This is a genomic window from Rhodoferax sp. WC2427, assembly GCF_040822085.1.
GTDB lineage: Bacteria > Pseudomonadota > Gammaproteobacteria > Burkholderiales > Burkholderiaceae_C > Rhodoferax_B.
In genome coordinates, this window is record NZ_CP162006.1 from 1281744 (window position 1) to 1303323 (window position 21580).

Below are 21580 nucleotides of genomic sequence, written 5' to 3' on the forward strand. Positions count from 1 at the left end.
TCTCCTTGAAAGTTATTTGTGTCCGCCACCGCTGGAGAACCCGCCGTACGAGCCTCCCGAGGTGCGGCCGCTGGATGCACCGGAACTGCAGTTTTCGACGTTCGGGTCGCAGTTGCTGCGCGAACTGAACACCACGACCAACAGCACCACGACCATGAGGATCCACACCACCGTTTTTGGCGACATGCCGGCAAGGCCCAGGCCCAAGGGGCTGGCGTCGCTGCGTTGGAGCAGGTCTTTCTTGCCCTCCAGCTTGAAAGCCGTGGCTACCAGGCTGCTGTCGACGGTGCTGCCCACCGACCAGGTGACTTCCTGCGCCGACTGCTCCATGGACAGCAGGCTTTTGCCGCTGGCGAAGTCGCGGTTGCTGGTTTTCTGGCCGCGCTGCACCTGCCAGTAGAACTCGCCCAGCACGTAGCTGGTCTCGGCGTTGTAGGTGTCCTTGAGCTGGTAGCGGCTGCCCAGGTAGGTGGCGCTTTGGCCGTTACCGGCCATCTGGGGCGCGCCGGTGGCGGGCTTCACCAGGCTCCAGCCCTCGGTGCTGTCCACCAGAAACAAAAACCCGCGCTTGGCGTTGAAGAGCAAATACTCCTCCCAGCCAAACTGCTCGTCATCGCCCGGCGCGGTGCCCATGCGGTGCTGAAAGCCCACCACCTGCCAGTCCACGCCCTGCAGCTTGCCCTGGCTGCCCAGCGGGATCAGCGGCTGCACCGGTTCGTCCTGCGCGGCGTGGCGCAGCTCGCCACCGATGCCGCCGGTCAGGTCGATCAGGCTGTGGCACGACCCGCAGGTGATGCTCTTGCTGCTGGCCAGCTTGACGGACACGGGCGCGCCGCAGCTGGGGCAGTCGAACTGGCGGCCCTTCTCGTCTTTGACGGATTCGCTACGCAGGCCGACCAGCTGCAGGTCTTCCAGCCGCACCGCCGTGCCGATGGACAGGCTGGGGGGCTGCGTGCCGTAGTCCACGCTGAGGACCTCGCCTTCGGCGCTGCGCAGCTCGACCATCGCAAAGGGTTCGCCCAGTGCAGGCAGGTGCGGCAGTTCGCCCTGGGCCGCCATCAGCGAGACGGTCTGGTTGGAGGCCACGCTGAAGGTTTTGCCGTTGATGGCCGTGGTGGCCCCCACGAGGAACTGCTCGGCGGCCGGGATCTCGCGCTGGGCCAGCAGCGGCGTGGTGAAGACGTAGGCGCCGTTGTCTTCGCCCAAGAAGGCGCTGGTGCCATCGGCGCGCACGGCGTGCCATTCGGTCCAGGTGCCCTCGGCGTACTTGTACTGCAGGCGGCCGACCAGGGTGAAGGCCAGGTTGTTCCAGGTGCCGCTGGCCTGCAGCTGCAGGGGGCTGTGGTCGTCGAACAGCTCGGCCATCTTGCCGATGCGGGCCAGGGTCTCGCCGTTGCGCACCACCGTGCTCTGGCAGTAGGCGCAGACGGCGTGGCTGGACTGCGCGCTCAGGAAGTCGACCGGCGCGCCACAGCCAGGGCAGGGCGCGCGGTAGGCGCGTTGGGGGGACGGGGTCGCCACAGAGATCGAAAGGCGAAAGGCTTAAACCAGCTTTTTCAGCAGTTCCGTCTTCTTGGCATCAAACTCTTCCTGCGTCAGGATGCCCTTGGTCTTGAGCTCGCCCAGCTTCTCCAGCGTGGCCATGACTTCGCCGGGTTGCATGCCCACGGGGGCTGCGGGGGCCGCAGGGGCGGCGCTGCCCTGCAAACCGGCCTGCAGGTTCTGCGCCAGCACCTGGCCCAGGGCCACGCCCGCGCCCAGGCCCATGGCATCGCCCGCCACGCCGCCACCGCCACCCGCGCCTTCGGCAAATTTGGGGATGGCCTGCGCCGTCTGGTACTGCATGAACTTGCCCATGTCGTTGCCCACCATGCCCATGCCGATTTTCTGGTCCAGCACTTTTTGCAGGTCTTCGGGCAGTGACAGGTTTTGCACCGTCATGCCGTCCAGGTGCAGGCCGATCTTGGCGAATTCGGGCACCAGCTGGATGGTCAGCGCCTGGGCAAACGCGTGCTGGTTGGCCGCCAGGTCCAGAAACGGGACGCCGCTGCTGGCAATGGCGGTGCTGATGTTTTGCAGCACCAGACCGCGCAGCTGGCCGTCCAGATCGGCCACGCCGTACGCGTCGCGGGTGCCGGAGATTTCGGTGTGGAACAGGGCCGGGTCGGCCACGCGGAAGCTGTAGTTGCCAAAGGCGCGCAGGCGCACCGCACCAAAGTCCTTGTCGCGGATGGTGATGGGCTGGGGCGTGCCCCATTTCTGGTCGATCTGCTGGCGGGTGCTGAAGAAGTACACGTCGCTTTTAAAAGGCGACTCGAACAGCTTGTCCCAGTTCTTCAGGTAGGTCAGGACCGGCAGGGTCTGGGTGGTCAGCTTGTAGGTGCCGGGGCCAAACACGTCGGCCACCTGGCCTTCGTTGATGAAAATCGCCACCTGCGAGGCCCGTACCGTGAGGGAGGCCCCGTTCTGGATTTCCATGTCGGCCATCGGGAAGCGCCAGGCCAAGGTGCCGTCGCTGTCCTCCGTCCACTGGATGATGTCTATGAACTGTTTGCGGATGAAGTCCATCAAGGCCATGGTGCGCTCCTGTTGCTAACTGGGTCAGGCATGGTATCCGACGCGGCAGGCCACCGTGTGTGCAGTTTGGTGTGTTGGAAAAGACTCCTTATTTCATAGCTGCTTGTGCTTATTCCATCGGCGCGGGGTGCTGATTTGGCTTGGATTTCTTATTTGCCCAGAAACGCCAGCAGGTCGTGCGTCAGCCGCTCTTTGTGGGTGGCAAACAGGCCGTGCGGTGCGTCTTCGTATTCCAGCAGGGTGGAGGTGCCGATTTCTTGCGCCGTGGGCCGGGCCGAGCTGGCGATGGGCACGGTGCGGTCTTCGGTGCCGTGGATGATCAGCGTGGGCACCTTGAAGGCGGGCAGGTCGGGGCGGAAGTCGGTGCTGCTGAAGGATTCCAGGCATTCCAGCGTGGCGCGCAGGCTGGCCTGCATGGCGGTGTTGCGGGCCCAGGCCAGCAGCTCGTCGCTGACCGGTTGGCTGAGGATGCCCACGCCAAAGAAGTCGTTGAAGAAGTCGGTGTAAAAGCCCGCCCGGTCTTCGCGCAGCGCCTCGGCGATGGAGGCAAACCCGGCCTGCGGTGCGCCCTCGGGGTTGTCGGGCGTTTGCAGGCGAAACGGCAGCACGGACGACACCAGCGCGGTTTGCACCACGCCCTGGCCGCCGTGGCGCGACATGTAGCGCGCCACCTCACCGCCGCCCATCGAGAAGCCCACCAGCGTGGTGTTGGCCGCGCCCGCGTAGCGGACCACCGCCGCCAGGTCGTCGGCCAGGGTGTCGTAGTCGTAGCCGCTCCAGGGCTGGCCCGACCGGCCAAAGCCGCGCCGGTCGTAGGTGATGGCGCGGTAGCCCGCCTCGGCGATTTCCATGGCCTGGTCGTCCCAGCTGTCGGCCGACAGCGGCCAGCCGTGCAGCAGGATGACCGGGCGGCCCGTGCCCCAGTCCTTGACGTACAGCGGGGTGTTGTCCTGGGTGGTGACGGTGGGCATGGTGCACTCCTGAGGGTTAGGTACAAAATCGGACTCTGGCGCTTATTCCGTAAGCACAAGAAGCTATCAAAACTGTAGTTTCATGCGGGGACGGTGGAGAGTCCGTTGCGGTCCCAGTGGCGGTGCTGGGCAATGGCCTGGAGGAAATCCGGGGCGAAGGTCGCGGGCAATTCTCCAGCCGGTGCCAGCACCACACCGGGCTGCGGCTGGGTCACGCCGGGCTCGGTAGGCATGGTAATCCCCAGACTGGCCAGCAGCCCTGCGCCTGAGCCCGAGGCAGCGATGGGTTTGCAGTGCTTGTAGGCCTCCAGCACAAAGTGCACCGCGTCGCCATCGGCCATCAGCGCGGCGGCGTGCACGCCCAGGCAGGGCAGGTACACGGCGTCGAACACCACCGACGGTGTGGTCACCAGCGTGCAGTCCACCGCCAGGTAGCCACCGTCGGCCACCTCCACCTTGCCCAGCGCGGCGGCAATGATCTTGCTGCTGGCACCGGCCTCACTCAGGGCTTGCTGTACGGCGGCCACCGCGGTGGCGTCGACCCCGTTGCACACCAGGATGGCGACCTGGCGGGTGGCCACGCTGCCGGGGCCGGTGGGCGCCATGCTCAACGCGGGCGAGGGCACCACGTCCACCGGGTGCGGGGCCTGCCGAAAGCCGGGCCATTGCGTGGCGGCCTGCGCATCGGGCGCACCGATGCCCAGCGGCGCGGCCACGCGGGTGGCCAGCTCGGCATCCACATGGGCCAGGTTGTCCACCATGCGCTGGCGGATGGCGGGCGTGCCCAGCTTGGACAGTTCGAACTGGAAGGCGGCCACCAGGTGGTCTTGCTCGACCGGGCTCTGGCTGATCCAGAACATGCGGGCCTGCGAGAAGTGGTCGTCAAAGCTGGGGCTGCGCTGGCGGATTTTGGGCGAATCCAGCATCTCTGGCACGCTGGTGAAGCCCTTGCCGGGGCCTTGCCGGCCATCGGCCCGCACTTCCACGCCCGCGGCCAGGGTGCTGGGCTCGTAGGCCACCCGCCCGCTCGTTACCTGCTGGCGGTGGATGCCGTCGCGCTGGAAGTTGTGGATGGGGCACTTGGGCTGGTTGATGGGCAGCTCGTGGAAGTTGGCCCCGCCCAGGCGCGACAGCTGGGTGTCGGTGTACGAAAATAGCCGCCCCTGCAGCAGCGGGTCGTTCGAGAAATCGATGCCCGGCACCAGGTGGCCGGGGTGGAAGGCCACCTGCTCGGTCTCGGCGAAGTAGTTGTCGGGGTTGCGGTTGAGCACCATGCGGCCAATGCGGCGCACCGGCACCAGCTCTTCGGGCAGCAGCTTGGTGGGGTCGAGCAGGTCGAAGCTGAAACGGAATTCGTCTTCCTCGGGCACCACCTGCACACCCAGCTCCCACTCGGGAAAATGCCCGGCCGCTATGGCTTCCCAGAGGTCGCGGCGGTGGAAATCGGCATCCTTGCCAGCCAGTTTTTGCGCCTCGTCCCAGGCCAGGGCGTGCACGCCCAGCGTAGGTTTCCAGTGGAACTTCACAAAGCTCACCAGTCCTGCGGCGTTGACCCACTTGAAGGTGTGCACGCCAAAGCCTTCCATCATGCGCAGGCTGCGCGGAATGGCGCGGTCGGACATCACCCACATCAGCATGTGGGTGGACTCGGGCATCAGCGTCACAAAGTCCCAGAAGGTGTCGTGCGCGCTGGCAGCCTGGGGAATCTCGTTGTGTGGCTCGGGTTTGACGGCGTGGATGAGGTCGGGGAACTTGATGGCGTCCTGGATGAAGAACACCGGCACGTTGTTGCCCACCAGGTCGTAGTTGCCCTCGGCGGTGTAGAACTTCACGGCAAAGCCCCGCACATCGCGCGCCGTATCGGCCGAGCCGCGCGAACCGGCCACGGTGGAGAAGCGGGCGAACACCGGGGTCTGCTCGCCGGGGTTGCACAAAAAGCCCGCCTTGGTGAGTGTGGACATGTCTTCATACACCTCGAAGAAGCCGTGCGCACCCGCGCCCCGGGCATGCACCGCGCGCTCCGGAATGCGCTCGTGGTCGAAGTGGGTGATCTTCTCGCGCAGGATGAAGTCCTCCAGCAGCGTGGGGCCACGGGCACCGGCTTTGAGCGCGTTGTGGTTGTCGGGGAAGGCCAGGCCCTGGTTGGTGGTCAGCGCCTCGGCGTGGGCCTGGGTGGGGGCGGGCAGCACCGGAGCGGTGGTGGCCACCTTGCCGGGTGGCGGCGCGCCTTCGGCGGTGAAGTCGGCCTGGTCTTGGGCGAGTTGTTGGTGGGCAGTGGAGGTCATGCGGAATCCTTGGGTGGGGGCTTACTTCTTCAGCTTTTGGTAGGCTCGATGGGCTTCGGGACCACGGTCGGTGTCCTGCTGGCCCTGGGTCACATCGCGGTAGGCCTGCTGCACCGTTTTGCTGGGGATGCCGTCGGTCATGCCGACCGACTGGTCCTGCTCGTGCGGCAGCTTGGGCGTGGCCGAGCTGAGGATGTTGGGCCTGCGCCGGGCCGGGACCGCGGTGTTGACCGAGCGGACGGCGGGAATGGTTCGTTTGGGCATGGTGGAGTGCCTCGCGGAGGTTGCAGTGCCATTACCTTAGGCCGCACCGCGCGGCCCGTCCGTGCGGTAGGGCACATAGGGAAAATGTCAGACAAATTGGCATCCAGCGCCCATCTGATAGGCGTGGGTAGCTATTTATTCAGGAGCAAATGTTGCGTGGCATTTTTGCGCGTTTACGTGTGCCAGCGCACAGACTGCGCCCGGTGCGGGCGATTACCTTGGGGCCTCGTTCCCCTGTTTCCATGGAGATGCCATGCAGCCTGTTTCTATGCCTTCGCCGGTGTCGTTCGCACCGTATTTCACGGTCTTTGGCGGTGCTGCGCCGGTGTCACCGGGGGTAGACCACCAGTTCATCGCCTTGCTCGACAGCTTCCGGCCCAGCGGCGGGCTGGCACGGACCCATGAGGTACTGGAGCTGTTCATGCGCCGCGGTGGGCCGGACCTGGCCACCGTGGCGCGCTGGATGGCGCGGCGCGAGGTGCTGTGCCTGGACTGGCATGCGCAGGGCTGGATGCCGGTGTTCCAGTTCGATATGGTGGAGATGGCACCGCTGCCGCAACTGGCACCGGTGCTGGCAGAGCTCAATCCGGTCTACACCCCTTGGGAGATGGCCGCGTGGTTTGCCCAGCCCAACCTTTGGCTGGGCGGCGAGCGCCCCGCCGAGGTGCTGGTGTCCAACCCTGCAGGCGTGCTTGACGCGGCCCGGGCCGACCGGTTCGTGGCACTGGGCTGAGCCCCGGCGCAGGCTGTAGGAGAGCACCCACACGCACTGTCGGCGGCCACTGATGGTGCGCCGAGACGGTCACCGCCAAGATGGGGCATTGTCCATCCAGGAAACCTCATGCACACCGAACCCCAAGCCAAGCCCGAGCTCAGCCACATCTGCAGCCTGATCGAATCCATCCCCGTGGCCATGTTGACCACCTTTGACAACCATGGCGCGCTGGTCAGCCAGCCCATGGTGCCGCTGGAGATGGATGCCCAAGGCGCACTCTGGTTCTTCACCGACCTGCGCTCTGAAAAAATGGAGCATTTGCAGGTGGTCAACCTCAGCTTCAGCGATACCGAGCGCTCCACCTACGTGTCGATTTCCGGCCGGGGCGAGATCCATGACGACCGCGAAGAGCTCGAACGGCTGTGGACCCCGCTGGCCCGGCCGTGGTTTCCCGACGGTGTGGAATCCACCCATCTGGGCCTGTTGAAAATTGTGCCGCACGCAGCCGAGTACTGGGACGTGCCGCACGGCCGCATGGTGCGCCTGGCGGCCATGGCCGCGTCTGCCGTGGTGGGTCGCCCGGTGGCCCTGGGAGAGCACCAGACGCTGACCGACCTGTCTTAGCACCCCCTCAGCACCCCGTTACCATGCCTTTATGAATACAACTGTGATACGAACCGGCTCCCGATGGCGTGTGGGCCTGGTGGCGGTGCTGCTGTGCGGTGCAGGCGGGGTGGCGGTGGGTGAATGGCTGGGCTGGCCGTTTCTGGCCGCTCCGCTGCAAAATTTTCTGTCGGACAAGCTCGACCGCAAGGTGCGCTTTGCCGACGAGGGTGCCGCCGCCACCGGTTTTGCGGTGCGCTTCCTTGGTGGCATCCGCCTGCAAGCCCCGCTGCTGCAGATCGCCGCCCCGGCCTGGAGCACCGCGCCGTACATGCTGCGGGCCGAAGACGTGGCGCTGGAGCTGGGCTACAGCGACCTGTGGCGCGCCTACCAGGGCGAGCCGGTCCGCATCCACAGCCTGCAGGCCCGCACGCTGGACGGCAACATCGAGCGCATGGCCGATGGCCGGGCCTCCTGGCAATTCGGCAAGACCCCCCCTGCGGCCCAGCCCGACAGCCCGACACGCCTGCCGCAGTTCGGCACGCTGCGCGTCACCAACGGCTTGGTGCACTACACCGACGCGCCCTTGTCGGTCCTGATGGACGCCACGCTGTCGCTGCTGCCTGGCAGCGTAGCCGCCGACGGGCAGACCACCAGCCTGGTCAAGGTCGAGGCCAAGGGCCGCTACCGCAAGCAGCCGCTGAAGATCGTGCTGTCCTCGTCGGCGGTGCTGCCGTCGGAAGGGGGCAACACCTCGGTGCTGCCGGTGGTGGTGAACCTGAACGCCACCGTGGGCCGCGCGCAGCTGGACTTCAATGGCATGGCCCCCGACGCCCTGAAGCCGCAAGATTTCAGCGGCCGTTTCAGCCTCAATGGGCCGTCGCTGGCGGCGGTGGGCGACCCGCTGGGGGTGACCCTGCCCACCACCGAGGCCTTCAAAACCAACGGTACGCTGGTCAAGACCGGCAGCCGCTGGCAGGTGGTGGTGAACGATGCCACCGTGGGTGCCAGCCGCCTGCACGGTGCCTTCCGTTACGAATCGGCGGGCCGTGTGCCCATGCTGTCGGGCAAGCTGGGCGGTAGCCGCCTGTTGCTGGCCGATCTGGGGCCGGTGGTGGGTACCACGGCCACCGAGATGGCCGATACCGCCACCCCGGTGGCCAACAACGCCCGCGCCAAGGGCCGGGTGCTGCCCGACCGCCCGTTTGACCTGCCTTCCCTGCGCGCCATGAACGCCAACGTGCTCATCGACATTGGCGAGGTGAACCTGAACACCAGCTACCTGGAGCCCTTGCAGCCCTTGGCGGTGCACCTGGAGCTGGACGGTGGCGTGCTGCGCCTGCACGACCTGGTGGCGCGCACGGCCCAGGGCCAGTTGCGCGGCGATCTGGCGCTGGATGGCCGGGGCGAGAAGGCCCTGTGGACCGCCGATCTGCGCTGGGACGGGGTGCGGCTGGAGCGCTGGATCAAGGTTGCCCGTGCCGACGGGGCCCCGCCGTATGTGTCAGGCCAGTTGTATGGCCAGGCCAAGCTGGCAGGGCAGGGCCGGTCCACCGCGCAGATTCTGGCCAGCCTGCAGGGCACGGCCCGCACCACTTTGCGCAACGGCACGGTGTCGCACCTGGGGGTAGAACTGGCCGGGCTGGACATCGCCCAGAGCCTGGGCATGCTGGTCAAGGGCGACGATGCCCTGCCGGTACGGTGCGCGGTGGCCGATCTGGTGGCCAAGGACGGCAACTTTCGCCCCAAGGTAATGGTGGTGGATACGACCGACTCGGCGGTGTGGGTCGACGGTTCGCTGTCGCTGGCCACCGAGGCGTTGGATCTGCGCGCGGTGGTGGTACCCAAGGACTTCAGCCCGCTGAGCGTGCGCACGCCGATCCGGGTGCAGGGCACGTTCAGCCAACCGCAGGTGTCGCTGGAAAAAGAGCCCCTGGCCAAAAAGGCCGCCGCCTCGCTGCTGCTGGCCTTGGTGAACCCGCTCGCCGCCGTGATCCCCTGGGTCGACCTGGGCGATGCCGATGCCGCCAAGCGGGGCGCATCCGGCTGTGCGGCCTTGACGCAGCGGTCCACAGGCCAAAAATAAAGTTTAAGCCTTTTGGGCCTCTCACGCCCATGCAATGGGCGTGAGCAGCTATTAAAAAAATAGCTGGCTAAATGAGCGGGCGCGGCTGCGGCTTGCCGTCGCCATACACATCGGCCAGCCGGGACAGGGCTTTGGCGTCCCGCAGGTACAGGGTGCCGTTTTCAATGTGGTGCAGGCCCCGGCGCTCCAGTTTTCGCAGGGTCTTGTTGGTGTGCACCAGGGACAGCCCCAGGCCGTCGGCGATGTGCTGTTGGGTCAACGGAAACGGTACGCCCGCCTTTCCCCCATGGGGCTGCAGTGCGGCGGCGCGTTTGAACAAGATGATCAGCAGCATGGCGATGCGCTCCTCGGCGCTGCGCCGCCCCACGGACAGCAGGGTGTCGTCCACCATCGACTCCTCGTGCGCGGTCAGCCAGGTGATGTTGAAGCCCATGGTGGGCGACTGGCGGTGCAGCTCCCACAGGGCATCGCGCTGGAACACACACAGCTGCGCGTCGGTGAGCATTTGCACGCCGTGGGCCGAGGCATCGCCCATCTTCTGCTGCACGCCGATGAAGTCGCCCGCCAGCAAAAACGTCAAAATCTGCCGCCGTCCGTCGCTCAGCGTCTTGTAGCGAAAGGCCCAGCCGCTGCGCAAGGTGTACAGCGGGGCGTCGGCCTGCCCCTCGTAGATCAGGGTTTCGCCCGCCCGCAGATGGACTTCGCGGCGCTTGAGCGACTGCACCAGCGCCAGCTCGTCGCCGTTGTGCTCGATAAACAAGGGAAGCGACCGCAGCGGGCACTCGCTGCACCGGACTTCTTCCATGGCGATTCCTTTTTTGGGGTGGGCCGTAGAGGTAATAAAGATATGTCTTTTTACACTTTGTCTAGGTGTTAATGCCCATACAGTCCAGTTTTAGACTTATTTCACGTTTGTATGCACGCATCTTATCCACCGATCTCCCTGCCCGATGCGGCCGACCGGCTGGCGTTGGAAGACTGGGATGTTTTGTTTGAGGCGGTGTTGACGCGCCTGCGTGACACCGTGGTACGTGACGCCTCGGGCCACCCCGTGTGCCCCGTGGTGTTGGAGTGTGTAGACACCCTGGAACGATTACGGAGGTCGCACCCCGGCTATGTGCGCTAGCGCACGGTAAACCCGACGGCCAAGCCCTAGATTGCGGGTATGCAGCGACCGCTGCTGTCTATCCACTACAAGGGAGTTCCCATGAGTCTAACCACCATAATCTTGGTCGTTTTAGTTTTAATGTTGATCGGCGTGCTGCCGACCTGGTCGCACAGCAGCAGCTGGGGGTACGGCCCCAGCGGCGGCCTGGGGCTGGTGGTGGTGATTGTGATCGTGCTGCTGTTGATGGGCAGGATCTAACGTGAAAGCCGCTGCCATCTTTACCTGCCTGGGCGTGGCTTTGCTGGGCGCCTGCGGTGAGATGGCGAGGCTGTCGGTGTCCGACGGCACGGGCCCGCAGCCGGTGTTGCCCGCGCCCGTGGTGACAATGGTGCCTACGGTGAACATTGCACCGGCGCAGCCTTGGTCGCGCGGTATGCAACCCACCGCCGCACCGGGCACCCAGGTGGCGGCACTGGCCACCGGCCTGGACCATCCCCGCTGGCTGTATGTGCTGCCCAATGGCGACGTGCTGGTAGCAGAGACCAACGCCCCGCCCAAGCCGGAGGACGGCAAAGGCATCAAGGGCTGGGTCATGGGCCTGGTGATGGGCCGCGCCGGGGCGGGCGGTGCCAGCGCCGACCGCATCACCCTGCTGCGTTCCAGCAAGGGCGACGGCGTGGTGGATGTGCGCACCGTGCTGCTGGAGGGCCTGCATTCGCCCTTTGGCATGGCCCTGGTGGGCAACGACTTGTACGTGGCCAATACCGATGCGGTGCTGCGTTTTCCCTACACCCCCGGCGACACGCAGATCCGCACGCCCGGCACGCAGGTGGTCGCCTTGCCCGCAGGCCCCATCAACCACCATTGGACCAAGAACCTGGTGGCCAGCCCGGATGGCCAGCAGCTGTTTGTGACGGTGGGATCGAACAGCAATGTGGGTGAGCGCGGCATGGCCGCTGAAACTGAACGGGCGGCCATCTGGCAGGTAGACCCGCGCACCGGTGCCCACCGGATTTTTGCCAGCGGCCTGCGCAACCCCAACGGCATGGCATTCGCCCCCGGTGGCGCGCTGTGGACGGTGGTGAACGAGCGCGACGAAATCGGCAGCGACCTGGTGCCCGACTACATGACTTCGGTGCGCGACGGTGCCTTCTACGGCTGGCCCTACAGCTACTATGGCCAGCACGTGGATGCGCGGGTGCAGCCGCCGCAGCCTGCGCTGGTGGCCCAGGCACTGGCACCCGACTACGCGCTGGGGCCGCATACTGCGTCGCTGGGTCTGGCATCGTCCGAGGGCACCAGCCTGCCAGCGGCTTTTGCCCACGGCATGTTTGTGGGCCAGCATGGCTCCTGGAACCGCAAGCCGCACAGCGGATACAAGGTGGTTTTCGTGCCCTTCCAGGGGGCGCAACCGGCGGGTGCACCGGTGGACGTGCTGACCGGATTTTTAAGTGCCGACGGCAAGGCGCATGGCCGTCCGGTAGGGGTAGCGTTGGACAAACAGGGCGCACTGCTGGTGGCCGATGATGTGGGCAATGTGGTCTGGCGGGTGACAGCCAAGTATTAATTCAACCGGGAGTACCGAGCATGGGCTTTTTGCGTGGTGTAGTGGCCGCCCTGGTGTTGGTTGTTGCGGGCTGCAGCAGCCTGCCCACCATTGCCCCCGATATCGCCCAGCCACGCGGCACACCGGTACGCCTGGCGGGCGCGCACGGTGCATTGTCGGCAGAGCAGAGCAAGGTGATTCTGACGCGCCTGCAGAGCAAGGGTACGCCCACCGACATTTTTGAACGCCACCTGGCGCTGGAAGAGGCGATTGTGGGCAACCCGCTGACGGCGGGCAACCAGGTACGCCTGCTGCAGGACGGCCCGGCCACCTACCGGGCCATGCTGGCGGCGATTGCGGGGGCGCAAGACCACATCAACATGGAAACCTACATCCTGGAAGATGACGCGGTGGGCCAGCAGTTTGCCCAGGCGCTGGTGGCCAAGCAGCGCCAGGGCGTGCAGGTGAACCTGATCCGCGACAGCGTGGGCACGCTGGGCACCCCGGCGGCGTTTTTCCAGCAACTGGCCGACAGCGGCATCCAGGTGCTGGAGTTCAACCCCATCAACCCGCTGCTGGCCCGCAAGTCCTGGGAGCTGAACCAGCGCGACCACCGCAAGCTGCTGGTGGTGGACGGACGCACCGCGTTTCTGGGCGGTATCAACATCAGCGGCGTGTACTCGGGGGGCTCGCGCAAGCCCAAAATAGCCGCACCCGCCGAGGACAGCCTGGCCTGGCGCGATACCGACCTGCAGTTGCAGGGGCCGGTGGTGGCCGACTTCCAAAAACTCTTCATCGCCACCTGGGAAGCGCAAAAAGGCCCGCCGCTGGCGGCTAAAAATTACTTTCCACCGCCCGAGCGGGTGGGCCAGCAGGTGGTGCGTGCCATTGGCAGCACGCCCGACGAGCCCTTTAGCCAGATCTATGCCACGCTGCTGTCGGCCATTGGCAGCGCCGAAACCAGCATACGCATCACCAATGCCTACTTTGCCCCCGACCCGCAGCTGCTGGCCGCGCTGAAGGCGGCTGCAGCGCGCGGGGTGGATGTGGTGCTGATCCTGCCCAGCCAGACCGACTCGTGGCTGGTGTTCCACGCCGGGCGGCGCTACTACGAGCAGCTGCTGCAGGCGGGGGTGAAGATCTACCAGCGGCGCGGGGTCATCCTGCACTCCAAAACCGCGCTGATCGACGGCGTGTGGGCCACGGTGGGCTCGACCAACCTCGACTGGCGCAGCTTTCTGCACAACCATGAGCTCAATGCCGTGGTGCTGGGCACCGACTTTGGCAGCCAGGTGCAAGCCATGTTCGACAAGGATCTGGCCGCCTCCGACCCGGTGCTGCTGGCCGACTGGCAGCGCCGTTCCATCGATTTGCGGCTCAAGGAATGGTTTGCCCGCGCCTGGGAATACTGGTTATAGATATGGGCTCACCCCCAGGCTCCAGTGCTATGCACTGATCCCCAACCCCCTTGCAGGGGGCAACACCAGCAGCCTGGCAAAGCCAGTTCTGCGGTGTTTCTGGGTTATGTGCGTTCTGACTGAGATATTGTTGTTAGCCGATACGTTTATGAATAAATACTTTTTAGCAGGTGTGGTGGTGGCGGTGGTGATGGTGGCGATGGATGTGCTGTGGCTGGGTTTTATCGCCAAGTCGCTCTACCAGAACGGTATCGGCCATCTGATGGCCGAGCGGCCCCAGGCCTGGGCGGCGCTGGCGTTCTACACGGTATATGCCGTGGGGCTGGTGGTATTTGTGGTGGCACCACGGGCCGGAGCGGCGGGCTGGTACAGCACCGCATTGCTGGGCGCCTTATTTGGCTTTGTGGCGTACGCGACCTATGATTTATCCAATCTGGCCACGCTTCGGGCGTGGCCGTTGTGGCTGTCGCTGGTGGACATGGCCTGGGGCAGTGTGGCGAGTGCGGTGGCTGCCACCGCGGGCAAGCTGGCGATGGACATGTGAGATCGGGTTTTACAAGGAGCGGACCATGGCCTACACAACGTTGATGGTGCAGCTGGAGGCGGGGCATGCCAACGCAGCGGTTCTGCTGGCCGCCGGGGACCTGGCAGAGCGGTTCCAGGCCCATGTGGTCGGTATTGCCGTGTGCCGACCGATGCAGATGGTGTATGGCGAGGCCTATCTCTCGGGCGAGCTGATCGCCCAGGAAAAAACGGAGATGCAGGCCGAGGTGGATGCCGCAGAAGCGGAGTTTCGCGGTGCGCTGGAAGGCCGTGCTGCCAGCATGGAGTGGCGGTCGATGGTGATGTTTGCACCCATGGCCGACTTTGTGGTGCACGAGGCCCGCTGCGCGGACTTGCTCATCACCGCCCGTGGCATCAAAGACAGCCTGGACCCGTCGCGCGGAGTGCCGGTGGGCGATCTCATCATGCAGCTGGGCCGGCCGATCTTTGTGGTGCCACCGGTGCTGGAGGACCATTCGCTGGACCGGGTGGTGGTGGGTTGGACCGATTCACGCGAAGCCCGCCGCGCGGTGGTCGATGCCATGCCGCTGCTGCAAAAAGCCGCGCACGTGGTGGTCGCCGAAATGGCCGCCGATGCCGATTTTGCCGACGCCCACCGGCGTCTGGCCGACGTTGTGCAATGGCTGCGGCGGCATGGGGTGGTGGCCCGGTCGCTGGTGGTGCTGTCGTCCGGCGACGACGCTGCCGGGCTCGATGCGATCGCCGAGGAGCAAGGCGCAGGTGTCATCGTCGCCGGTGCCTATGGCCACAGCCGCTTGCGCGAATGGGCGATGGGTGGTGTTACCCGCAAACTGCTGCAGCACGCCGACCGTTATCTATTGGTATCGCACTGAATTGTTTGGTTACCTGGACGGAGCCAGGAACCGGGTTTCGAACAGATCCACGGGGATGGGTTGGCTGACCAGGAAGCCTTGCAGTTCATCGCAGCGCAGCCCCTGCAGCAGGCGCAACTGTTCTTCGGTTTCCACCCCTTCGGCCACCACCTTGAGGTGCATGGCATGGGCCAGATCGATGATGGTGGACACCAGCGCCAGCCCTTGCTGCCCGGTAGCCATGCCCACCACGAATGAGCGGTCGATTTTGAGGGTGTCCACCGGCAAGCGGGACAGGTAGCTGAGCGACGAAAACCCGGTACCAAAATCGTCGATGGCGATGTGGATGCCTATGGCACGGATGGTTTGCAGGCTGTCGATACTGAGGTTGATGTCTTCCATCAGCAGGCTTTCGGTGATCTCCAGCTCCAGCCCTGCGGCCGCGTGGATGTCGTGTCCAACCGCCTGGCGGATGTCGGCAATGAAGCCCGGGTGCCGCAACTGCAGTGGCGACACATTGACGGCGATGCGCACCGCTGGCAAGCCCGCGCTGCGCCAGCGCAGATGGTCGGCAATGGCCTTGGCCAAGGCCCAGCGACCCACCTCGTAGATCATGCCGGTTTCTTCCAGCAGCGGAATGAACCGTCCGGGCGGCACCAGGCCGGTGCGGGGATCGTTCCATCGGATGAGCGCCTCTACGCCCATGAGTTTGCCGCTGCCCAGCTGGATTTTGGGCTGGTAGTACAGGACGAACTCTTCCTTCTCCAGGGCTTGGCGCAGCTGGTTTTCCAGCGTGAGCTTACCCAGTACCGATTCGGTCATCTTAGGGGTGTAGAACAGGTAGCGGTCGCCGCGGGCCTTGGCTTTTTTCAGCGCGGCTTCCGCATGTTTGAGCAGGGTGTCGGCGCTGCTGCCGTCACCCGGGAACAGCGCCACACCGGCTTTTGCCGCGATACGGAACTGGGAGTCATTCAGGTAAAAGACATGGTCGAGAAACTCGTTCTTTGCCTTTTCCAGTGCCCGTGCGACCTCGTCGGCCTGTGCCACCGCGGGCATCACCACCGCAAAGTGGTCGGCCCCGATGTGTGCCACCAGGTTGGTATCGCCCACCACATGCGTCAACCAGGCCGCCACCTGTACCAGCAGCGCGTCGCCGACAGCCTGGCCAAAGCTGTCATTGATGTTCTTGAAGCCTTCCAGGTCGATCAAAAACACGGCCAGCATCTGGTGGTTGGCGCCAGCGCTGCGCATGTACTGGGTGACGCGTTCCAGAAACAGATGCCGGTTCGCCAGCCCTGTCAGCGCGTCGTAGTAGGCCAAATAGTTAAGTTGGTCCTGTTTGTCGATGTGGTCGATGGCGAAGGCAATGTCTCCCGACAGCTCTTTCAGCAAGGCCATCTCTTCGGGGCCAAAGAAGTCCAGCTCCCGGGCGTACAGGGTAAACACGCCGACGATTTCGTCGGCAATCGTCAGCGGCAGCATGACGGTCGACCGTATCCCTTGCTGGCGCAGGAACTGGGGGAAAAGGGCCCTGGGATCGTTTTGCACATCGTTGGACACCACTGCCGACGTAGCACCCAGCACCGCTGCCACCATGGTTCTTTTTTGGGGCTCGAAAACCTCCAGCGCCAGGCGGTCTTTGAGGATGCCCAGAAACTCGGCATCCAGGCCTTGGGAGGCGACGGGCTCGATCACCATCGTGCCGCGGTTTACCAGGCCGATCCAGCTGGCGCAGAAGCCACCGTCTTCTACTGCGATCTGGCAGGCATGCCTGAGCAGTGCGCTGCGGTCGCGCACCCGGACCTGCAGCGCGTTGATGCCGCTGAGCATGGCATACACCCGGTTCAGGTGGATGATCCGGGTATCGGACTTTTTGCGTTCGGTGATGTCGCGGACCAGGGTGACGATCGTCCAGCGTTCGCCAGCGTACTGCGCGTGGCGGCGCAGCTCCAGCCAGGCTTTGCCATCGCCATGGCGGTCTTGCAGTATCTCTACCGGCTTGGTGTCCTCGCCACTGGCAATGATGGCATCGTAGGTATGCTCCAGTTCGGTGCGCGAAGTGCCCAGCAGGTCCCAGGGGGTCTGTGCGAGCAGTACCTCGCGTGTTTGCTTGCGCATGTAGCAGGCCGCGTCGTTGACGTACACGACGCGCATGCTGGCCCGGTCCACCAGATAAATGGCGTCTTTGATGGCATCCATGGCCGCGCTCAGGCGCAGCAAAGCCAATTCAATGAGCTTCTTGGCGGTGGTGTCCATGTGCATGACCACCACGCCGCTGCACGCACCATCTGTTAGCGGTGTCGCCGTGAGCACGAACCAGCGAAGCTCGGTAGGCGAATGGCAGGGGTATTCCACTGAAAAGCTCGGCGCCCGGCCCTCTAGAACAGAGCGAATGCCGTTGGCTACGACGGCCCCTTCCGACGAAGCTTCGCCTACCGCCGCGTCGCATACCGCCAGGTAGTTCAGGCCCACCCCAAAATGGGTGTTGGGCAGCATATTGGCATTGGCGAAGCGTTGCCAGGCGTCGTTGACCGAGATGATGATTCCCTGGGCATCCAGCAGGGCAATGTGGACAGGCAGGGCGTTGAGGATGGCGCTTTGCCTGCTGGCCTGGTGTTGGCGCAGCTGGTCTTGCGCATGCCGCAACAACGGCGTCTGGCCAAGCGGGTGGGCCACCGCGTCCTGCTCATCTTCCGTCAGCGCTTCCAGGCGCCGCCCGGCGTCGTGCAGCACCGTGGCGAGTACCTCGACTTGCTGGGACACGGTGCAGGGAGGCTGTTCGAGGACCTTGCCGTTCAGCGCTGCGGCCCCAAGGGCAGCGGAATGTTGTGGGTCTGGGTGAGGCTGCCAAAAACCGCCCCGTACTGGTGGCGGCACCAGCTTTATTGGGGTGGTTTTCATGGGCTTAGCCTTCAGAAATTACATCGGGGGTGGGGTGGCAGAGGTCTGCGCCGCAGGCCTTTGCCGTGCCACCGAGGCCAAGGCATCCAGCCACGATTCCATGGGGAGATGGGCAATGCCTTTGGACAGCAACTGCGGCCATAGCCCGGCCAGCATGGCGGGTTTCAGTACCCAGCGCCAAGGGCGTGCCCAGGCCACCACGGCACCCAAAACCAACGCCCCCGCCACCAATCCCAAGGGATTGCTCCGCGCCAGGGGTTGCACCACGACACGGGCGGTATCTACCGCCACCAGGCTGGCGATGCGCAGCGGGTGCTGCATCCACCAGCTGCTGACGGCCTCTACCAGCACTGTCACCAAGGGAATGGATTTCAGGCCGGCAAGCCACTCGGGGGCTGGGTCGCTCGCGCCCGACGCCGGACGGCTTTTGGCCTTGCCCTGGAGCGCCTGGCGCAGCAAGGCACGTGAATTCTCCAAGCGCTCTGTGGCGCTCGTGGTCGCCAACATGGCGCCCGCGCTCATGGTGCGCTCACTTCGCGCAACATGCCCATATCGGCTTTGACTTGCTCGCGCAGATTGTCAAAGCCCGTACCGGTCTCCTTGCGCGCTTCGACCAGGCACCAGATGGCCGCGACCACCGGCAGCAGCGGCGCTGCCACCAAAGCCCAGGGCGCATGCATTTCAGAAAATGGCACCACCGCCCACAGCATCAGCGCCACGCCCGCCAGTACCGTTGCCACCACCACGCTGCACAAGGCCGCTGCGTACAGCAGAGTGCGCAGCTTCCAGGCGCTGGAAACGTGGCCGATCTCTTCGGCCAGCAGATCGCCATAGGCCTCGGCGTGGTCCACCAGCAATTGGGGCTGGGTGGCAATCAGGCGCAGCAGGGGATGCATATGCGGTGGACCTTGGGGACTAGCGGTCGTCGCGTGAGCGGCTGGCGATCTGCACCAGGGCAGTCAACACCGCACCGGCAGCTGCCGCAATCAGGATTGACTTGACGGGCTCGTCCTTGATGTAGTTGACGGTGCGGGTCGACGCGCTGCGGGCCTGGGCGCGCACCTTGTCGGTACCGCCATGGACGGCATCCAGGCCTTGCTGCAGGTAAGCATTGGCACTTTCGGTCGCGCGGTTGAGCAGCGGTGCTGCCTGGCGACGCAAGCCTTGCACGGTGCTGTTCAGGCTGTCCAGCGTGCTGTTGGCGGCGCGCTGCGTGGTCTTGATGGCATCGGTGGCCGTGTCGGCAGCCTGGTCAGCGAGGTTATTGGTAGGTTCTACAGGTTGGGTATTGAACATGGTGATTCCTTTGAGGTTGAAAAAAATACGAACGGTCAGTTCTTTTTGATGAGGCCGAACAAGAAGCTGGCTACAGCCAGTACGGCGAACACGATAAACAGAATTTTGGCAATGCCCACGGCGCTGGCGGCAATGCCAGTAAAGCCAAACAGGGCCGCGATCAGTGCGATCACGAAGAAGACAACAGCGTAGTGCAACATGGCAGTTCCTTGCAGATGGGCGGGTTGAATGCCCGGGTTCTTGGTACTCGCAAGCGGTCTTGCTGCGATGCCTTGAGTGTGTGCCCATCTGCTGCTGCGAACGATAGGCAGCGTTGCCGTAGCCCTGTGGGGAGAATGCGGGAGCCCGTGTAGGACTGCGCTGACAGGGCGCTAAACGGCGGCCGAGTCCTTCGACGCCACGGCAGGCAGCTTGGCGCGGATCAGCGTCCCTTGTCCGGGCGCGGAGGCCAGCGACAGCACGCCGCCCTCGGCCTCTACCCGAAAGCGCATGCCCACCAGCCCGTAGGCAGACTGGGGCTTGGCGCTGGTATCAAAGCCCAATCCATCGTCGCGTACCGATACTTCGACCTCGCCATTCTGGGTGGTCCCCAGGCTGAGCCACACCTGCTGGGCCTTGGCGTATTTGCTGATGTTGGTGATGGCTTCCTGCACCAGCCGGTAGACCATCAGCTCGGCGGCAGGGTTCAGGTTGACCGGCTCCAGCGTGCAGTGCACCTGCACATCGGTGCTGTCGGCAAACTCCCGCGCCAGAATTTCCAGCGTGGCCACCAGCCCCAGGTTGCTCAGCGCCGACGGGCGCAGGTCTTCAATGATGCGCCGCCCCAGGGCAATGCCACTGTTGAGCGTGCTCACCAGATGCGCCAGCAGGTCCAAAGCTTCGGGGGCCGACACCGTCAGGCGCGACTTGATGCGGGCCGCATCCAGCTTGGCGGACGTCAGCAACGAGCCCAGGTCGTCGTGCAGGTTGCGTGCCAGGCGGTTGCGTTCGTCTTCCCGGGCAGTTTGCAAATGCTGGGCGAGCTGTGTGAGCTGGGCTGTGCGCTCCAGCACTTCGGCTTCCAGCCGGTCCCGTTCGGCCTGCAACATGCGCTGCAGCTCGGTTTGCTGCTGCGTGTACAGAAAAGTCTGCCGCAGGTACATGAACAGCGCCAGCAGCCCCATACCCGTTAAAGCCGCCACCCCAATGCGGCTGAGCAGCAGCGATGCGTAAATGCCCTGCCGGTTCTCGGTGATGGTCTGGTTCTGGTGCGCCAACAGTTCGCTGCTGGTTTTGCGGACCACGTCCATCAGCTCTTTGCCAATATCGCTCAGCATGATCTCTTTGGCGGCTTCCGGCTTGCCGTCGTCGATCATCTGGACCGTCAGGGCCAGTTCGGACAGCTTGGCTTCGGTAGCTTCGTGGAGCTTGCCAAAAATAGCCGCTGACTCGGGCTTGGAGCTGTAGTACGGCACGAGGTAGTCCAGTGCGGTACGGACCTTTTTGACGGCCTCGTCATAGGGAGCGCGGTACTCTTTGCGGCCCGTGACCAGGTAGCCCCGTTCGCTGGTTTCGGCGTTGGCCACGCCGTCGGCCAGGTTCTGGATACCGTCTTTGGCCTGCAACATCGCGGGCACGGCGTCCAGCCGGGCCACCGAGCGTTGGTAGGAACCTTCGCTGATCATCAGAATCGACAGCGCAAAACCGCCCGCCAACAAGAATGCCGTCCGATTGCCACTTACGACCTTGATAAATCTCATCTTATGTGCTCTGTCAAAAATGTGTGATCATGTAGGAGAAAGAAGTACCCTTACACACCATGATCCGAATTGCAATTGTTGATGACCATGCGATGGTCCGCGCTGGCTTGCGCCAGTTTTTTGCCGACCAAATCGACTTCTCTGTGGTGGCGGAAGCCACCAACGGCCGCGAGGCGCTGGATATCGTGCGCAAGGGCGAGGTCGATGTGGTGGTGATGGACATCTCCATGCCCGACCACAGCGGTGTCGACGCGCTGGTGGCCATCAAGGCCCGTGCCCCCGACCTGCCGGTGCTCATCCTCAGCGGCTTTGCCGAAGAGCATTACGCCACCACCTTGCTGCGCCAGGGCGCCAGCGGCTACCTGAACAAAGACTGCGACCCCGATGAAATCGTCAAGGCCATCCGCACCGTGTGCCGTGGCCGCAAGTACATCACCGCCGGTGTTGCCGAGCGCCTGGCCGAAGGCCTGAGCGGCGGGGGCGACAAGCCTTTGCACGAGCAGCTGTCCGAGCGCGAATTGCAGGTATTCTTGCGGCTGGCCAAGGGTGAAACCATTGGCCACATGGCTGTCAGCATGTCGCTCAGTGTCAAAACCGTCAGCACCTACCGTACGCGGGTGATGGAGAAAATGCTGCTGGAATCCAATAGCGACCTGACCTATTACGCTCTGAAAAACGGGTTGATCCAGTAGGCT

22 protein-coding genes are annotated in these 21580 nt (G+C 64.5%); 10 read left to right on the plus strand and 12 right to left on the minus strand.

The window, feature by feature from the left end; all coding sequences use genetic code 11:
* Positions 1–12 precede the first annotated feature (12 nt).
* The 5 genes from AB3G31_RS06150 to AB3G31_RS06170 form a co-directional block, all read right to left on the minus strand.
* Positions 13–1521 carry a DUF4178 domain-containing protein gene (locus AB3G31_RS06150; RefSeq protein WP_367849314.1) on the minus strand — a complete coding sequence of 503 codons (1509 nt, stop codon included), beginning with the start codon at positions 1519–1521 and terminating at the stop codon, positions 13–15.
* 21 nt (positions 1522–1542) lie between these two features.
* Complete coding sequence (locus tag AB3G31_RS06155) at positions 1543–2577, minus strand: SPFH domain-containing protein (RefSeq protein WP_367849315.1); 1035 nt, start codon at positions 2575–2577, stop codon at positions 1543–1545.
* Between the two features lie 149 nt (positions 2578–2726).
* Positions 2727–3548 (minus strand): alpha/beta fold hydrolase, encoded by an 822-nt coding sequence (locus tag AB3G31_RS06160; RefSeq protein WP_367849316.1) that lies wholly within the window; start codon positions 3546–3548, stop codon positions 2727–2729.
* 80 nt (positions 3549–3628) lie between these two features.
* The gene (locus tag AB3G31_RS06165; protein ID WP_367849317.1) at positions 3629–5833 is read right to left on the minus strand and encodes a catalase; all 2205 of its coding nucleotides are present in this window, start codon (positions 5831–5833) and stop codon (positions 3629–3631) included.
* Between the two features lie 21 nt (positions 5834–5854).
* The gene (locus tag AB3G31_RS06170; protein ID WP_367849318.1) at positions 5855–6097 is read right to left on the minus strand and encodes a hypothetical protein; all 243 of its coding nucleotides are present in this window, start codon (positions 6095–6097) and stop codon (positions 5855–5857) included.
* 253 nt (positions 6098–6350) lie between these two features.
* On the opposite strand from AB3G31_RS06170, the gene AB3G31_RS06175 reads away from it, so the two are divergent.
* From AB3G31_RS06175 to AB3G31_RS06185, 3 genes are all read left to right on the plus strand, one after another.
* Complete coding sequence (locus AB3G31_RS06175; RefSeq protein ID WP_367849319.1) at positions 6351–6830, plus strand: hypothetical protein; 480 nt, start codon at positions 6351–6353, stop codon at positions 6828–6830.
* Positions 6831–6938: 108 nt separating this feature from the next.
* Positions 6939–7436, plus strand: a complete 498-nt coding sequence (locus AB3G31_RS06180) for a pyridoxamine 5'-phosphate oxidase family protein (protein ID WP_367849320.1) — start codon at positions 6939–6941, stop codon at positions 7434–7436.
* A gap of 31 nt (positions 7437–7467) precedes the next feature.
* Positions 7468–9501 (plus strand): AsmA family protein, encoded by a 2034-nt coding sequence (locus tag AB3G31_RS06185; RefSeq protein ID WP_367849321.1) that lies wholly within the window; start codon positions 7468–7470, stop codon positions 9499–9501.
* A 67-nt stretch (positions 9502–9568) separates the two neighbouring features.
* Here the strand turns inward: AB3G31_RS06185 and AB3G31_RS06190 are convergent, their stop codons facing one another.
* The gene (locus tag AB3G31_RS06190) at positions 9569–10306 is read right to left on the minus strand and encodes a Crp/Fnr family transcriptional regulator (RefSeq protein ID WP_367849322.1); all 738 of its coding nucleotides are present in this window, start codon (positions 10304–10306) and stop codon (positions 9569–9571) included.
* A 111-nt stretch (positions 10307–10417) separates the two neighbouring features.
* Between AB3G31_RS06190 and AB3G31_RS06195 the strand changes: the two genes are divergently transcribed.
* From AB3G31_RS06195 to AB3G31_RS06220, 6 genes are all read left to right on the plus strand, one after another.
* Positions 10418–10627, plus strand: a complete 210-nt coding sequence (locus tag AB3G31_RS06195; RefSeq protein WP_367849323.1) for a hypothetical protein — start codon at positions 10418–10420, stop codon at positions 10625–10627.
* 81 nt (positions 10628–10708) lie between these two features.
* A complete protein-coding gene (locus AB3G31_RS06200; protein WP_367849324.1) occupies positions 10709–10867 on the plus strand; it encodes a DUF3309 family protein in 159 nt (52 codons plus the stop codon).
* 61 nt (positions 10868–10928) lie between these two features.
* The gene (locus tag AB3G31_RS06205; protein WP_367850300.1) at positions 10929–12176 is read left to right on the plus strand and encodes a sorbosone dehydrogenase family protein; all 1248 of its coding nucleotides are present in this window, start codon (positions 10929–10931) and stop codon (positions 12174–12176) included.
* Between the two features lie 20 nt (positions 12177–12196).
* Entirely contained in the window at positions 12197–13573 is a 1377-nt protein-coding gene (gene cls, locus AB3G31_RS06210; protein WP_367849325.1) for a cardiolipin synthase, read from the plus strand.
* Positions 13574–13721: 148 nt separating this feature from the next.
* Positions 13722–14117: a DUF2177 family protein gene (locus tag AB3G31_RS06215; protein WP_367849326.1), complete on the plus strand. Its 396-nt coding sequence runs from the start codon at positions 13722–13724 to the stop codon at positions 14115–14117.
* Between the two features lie 25 nt (positions 14118–14142).
* Positions 14143–14970 carry a universal stress protein gene (locus AB3G31_RS06220; protein WP_367849327.1) on the plus strand — a complete coding sequence of 276 codons (828 nt, stop codon included), beginning with the start codon at positions 14143–14145 and terminating at the stop codon, positions 14968–14970.
* Positions 14971–14979: 9 nt separating this feature from the next.
* Here the strand turns inward: AB3G31_RS06220 and AB3G31_RS06225 are convergent, their stop codons facing one another.
* The 6 genes from AB3G31_RS06225 to AB3G31_RS06250 form a co-directional block, all read right to left on the minus strand.
* Positions 14980–17712: an EAL domain-containing protein gene (locus AB3G31_RS06225; protein WP_367849328.1), complete on the minus strand. Its 2733-nt coding sequence runs from the start codon at positions 17710–17712 to the stop codon at positions 14980–14982.
* Positions 17713–17868: 156 nt separating this feature from the next.
* A complete protein-coding gene (locus AB3G31_RS06230; protein ID WP_367849329.1) occupies positions 17869–18372 on the minus strand; it encodes a hypothetical protein in 504 nt (167 codons plus the stop codon).
* Complete coding sequence (locus tag AB3G31_RS06235; RefSeq protein WP_367849330.1) at positions 18369–18746, minus strand: hypothetical protein; 378 nt, start codon at positions 18744–18746, stop codon at positions 18369–18371. The genes AB3G31_RS06230 and AB3G31_RS06235 overlap by 4 nt, the downstream gene beginning before the upstream one ends.
* Positions 18747–18765: 19 nt before the next feature.
* Positions 18766–19146: a hypothetical protein gene (locus tag AB3G31_RS06240; RefSeq protein ID WP_367849331.1), complete on the minus strand. Its 381-nt coding sequence runs from the start codon at positions 19144–19146 to the stop codon at positions 18766–18768.
* 35 nt (positions 19147–19181) lie between these two features.
* Positions 19182–19346: a DUF1328 domain-containing protein gene (locus AB3G31_RS06245; protein WP_315239482.1), complete on the minus strand. Its 165-nt coding sequence runs from the start codon at positions 19344–19346 to the stop codon at positions 19182–19184.
* Positions 19347–19517: 171 nt separating this feature from the next.
* On the minus strand, positions 19518–20885 hold the full coding sequence (locus AB3G31_RS06250; protein WP_367849332.1) for a CHASE3 domain-containing protein: 1368 nt from the start codon (positions 20883–20885) through the stop codon (positions 19518–19520).
* 59 nt (positions 20886–20944) lie between these two features.
* On the opposite strand from AB3G31_RS06250, the gene AB3G31_RS06255 reads away from it, so the two are divergent.
* Positions 20945–21577, plus strand: a complete 633-nt coding sequence (locus tag AB3G31_RS06255; protein WP_367849333.1) for a response regulator — start codon at positions 20945–20947, stop codon at positions 21575–21577.
* The last annotated feature ends 3 nt before the right edge of the window (positions 21578–21580 follow it).